We start from the raw sequence: 2,677 nt of genomic DNA on the forward strand, positions 1-2,677 counted from the left end.
GACTACCTGCAGGTGGCGGAGTGCGACTTGACCGGGGAAACGCCGGCACTTGTGCGCAGCTACCTCTGGGACCCCTCGGAACCTCAGGCCACGCGCGTCCTGGCCATGACGAGCTGGGAGGCGAACGGGACGCAGGAGAAAGAGCATCTCTACTGCATGCACGACGCGATGAAGAACGTCACCTCGCTCTTCGGGGAAGCGCGCGGACGCCGTGCCCTGTACGAATACCGTCCGTACGGAGGGCTGGTCACGTCGGAAGGCAACATGGCGCAAGAGAACAAATTCCGCTTCTCGAGCGAATACATGGACGACGAGCTCGGCCTCATCTACTACAACTACCGGCATCTCAATCCGCACGACGGCAGGTGGATCAGCCGAGATCCCATCATGGAACAGGGAGGGTGGAATTTATATAGATTTATTTGTAATAGTTTAACAAAACGATATGATCTGCTTGGATTGGCGGATTATCAAATTGGTGTTGATGATCCTCCTATAATACCTGATGTAGGTGCTGGAGTTTGGAATTCTAAGGGATGGACATTGAAAATAGTAGCTTTGAAAGGACTTATTTTAAATTGTTTAAATACCATTTCAGTAGCAATGCCTGATGCTGTAGCTCATTTGCAACATTATTTTAGAAGTACAGGAAGTGATTATACCATTCGATTGCAAAAGATGATTGATGAGGTTCCTAGTGCAAAAGATCTCTATGAGAGAGAACTTAATATGGCTCGTTCTTTTATTGACACTCTTCCTGATGGGAAACATAGTATAACATCAGGGACTGTATCTATCGGATACAATGGTCAAGAAGAAAGTTCAAATTGGTTTTATGCCGTTGGTGGATATAAAGCATGGGGTAAAGGAAATGTGACTATTTGCAATGGAGAATATACATTTGAATTTGAATATAAATTTTATGACCGTTACAATTGGGATAATGGAAAACAAGTAACTTTTCTAGGATGTGTTATTACTGATGAGTTTATGGGAGAATTTCATCGTCAGGGAATTGCGCGCGAATTTGATATGCGTGGGTCAATAAAAAAGACGTTAAAATTAGAAAAAGGAAAATCATTGCAGATATATGACGGATGGGAATCAGAAAAATTAAGACGATAAAAAATATGAATATAAGAATATTATATAGAACTTTTTTTGCTTTTTATATTTTATTAACAACAGGATGTGATCCTGAACAAGAATCATGGGATATTTGTAAATTAAACGAACATCTTGGAATTGATTTGCCTTCCAGTAGCATAGTTCTTTCTGCGAGCGACGGAGGAGGAAAAAGAAAAGACATAAGTTACGAACATTATTTTTGGACTTTATATTCTCCTGTTCCAGTCAAGATGCCCTCAGAAATAAAAACTATATTTCCTCTGGAAGGTGACATAAAGTATATTGAATCTAGAATGTATAAGAAAAAAATGAAAATTTCGCAAGCTCAGTATGCTTTTTTTAGCGATTGGAAAAAAAATGGTTATATTTTTCGTGCTAAAGTTGTAAGAACTCTACGCGGGGATTTTCTTGTTGTTGAACGTATTCGTGAAAAGTAATTAATTAAATGTAATGTTGAAAAAATCCTCACAAGTTAATCCTGTGAGGATTTTTTTGATGATATAAAAATAGTTGTGTTTTTTAGATATTCATTTTAACACCTGTCTCCGTTCCAATTTACTGCTCTGCACATGCTGATGGTCATCCGCTTATTTCCGTACAGAAGCAGCTCCTGTCCGAACTCTCCGGGGTTCTGGAAACAAAAACGGTCATCGTTGACGAACGCGGCTTGACTTCGGCGGAATGGACGGAGTATGCTGAAAATACGAAAAGAATCCAAAAGAGCGTTGTCCCCTCTTCCAGCGTCACGGCTCAAACGGTGGCGGCGGACGGCCTGATGCTCTCGCAGCAGAACCACGCGGGCATCACGGAAACGGCCGCCCGCGCCTATACGGCCACGGGCGTGACCCTGACCCGCACGGACGGCCGCGGCAACACAACGACGATCCGAACCGACCTGGCTGGTCGGGCCGTCAGCGTGACAGACGCCGCCGGGAATGAAACCGTGACGCAATACGACGCCTGCCACGACCTGGCCGCCGTGGTGACGGACGCGCTGGGAAATACGGTGTGCGCCAGATACGACGCCAGAGGCCGGAAAACGGCCGAATGGGGGACGGGGACGCAGCCCCTGCTCCTGGGCTATGACGAAGCCGACCGCCTGGTGAGCCTGACCACCTTCCGCGCGGCGCAGGAAGGAGACGTCGCGGAAGACCCTACTGGCCGCGCGAATGGAGACGTCACCACCTGGAGCTATGACGAAGCCACGGGGCTGGAAACGCGCAAAACGTATGCCGACGGAACGCACGTGGACAAAACCTGGGACGCCTTCAACAGGCTCGCCACGGAAACGAACGCCCGCGGCATCGTGAAGACCTGCACCTACGAACAGGCCCGCGGGCTGCCGGCGGGAATCAGCTACTCGGACGCCACGCCCGGCCAGAGCTTCTCCTACAACCACCTCGGTCAATTGACGCAAATCACGGATGCCTCCGGAACGCGAACCTTCGCCTGCAATCCCTACGGGGAACCGGAAACAGACTGCCTTGAGGCAAACGGCCTCTCCTGGCAGGTCTCCGAACTCTATGACGGGCTCGGCCGTCCGGCGGGG

Annotated in this window: 2 protein-coding genes and 1 pseudogene; all 3 read left to right on the forward strand. The window is 48.2% G+C overall.

Features of this window, described 5'->3' with window-relative positions; genetic code table 11:
• Window positions 1–1,125: RHS repeat domain-containing protein (locus WW58_RS02275; RefSeq protein WP_046435087.1), on the forward strand; the 1,125-nt coding region annotated here is incomplete at its 5' end.
• Window positions 1,126–1,130: 5 nt separating this feature from the next.
• A complete protein-coding gene (locus WW58_RS02280) occupies window positions 1,131–1,565 on the forward strand; it encodes a hypothetical protein (RefSeq protein WP_143245718.1) in 435 nt (144 codons plus the stop codon).
• Between the two features lie 230 nt (window positions 1,566–1,795).
• Window positions 1,796–2,677, forward strand: a pseudogene (locus WW58_RS02285) (sugar-binding protein); the annotation flags it as partial.

Origin of the sequence: Akkermansia sp. UNK.MGS-1 (genome assembly GCF_000980515.1) — a bacterium.
Classification (GTDB): Bacteria; Verrucomicrobiota; Verrucomicrobiia; order Verrucomicrobiales; family Akkermansiaceae; genus Akkermansia; species Akkermansia muciniphila.

What these genes read in the sequence shown, in the direction of transcription:
- WW58_RS02280 (WP_143245718.1), top strand. Translation starts at nt 1,131, where the DNA reads ATGAATATAAGAATATTATATAGAACTTTTTTTGCTTTTTATATTTTA.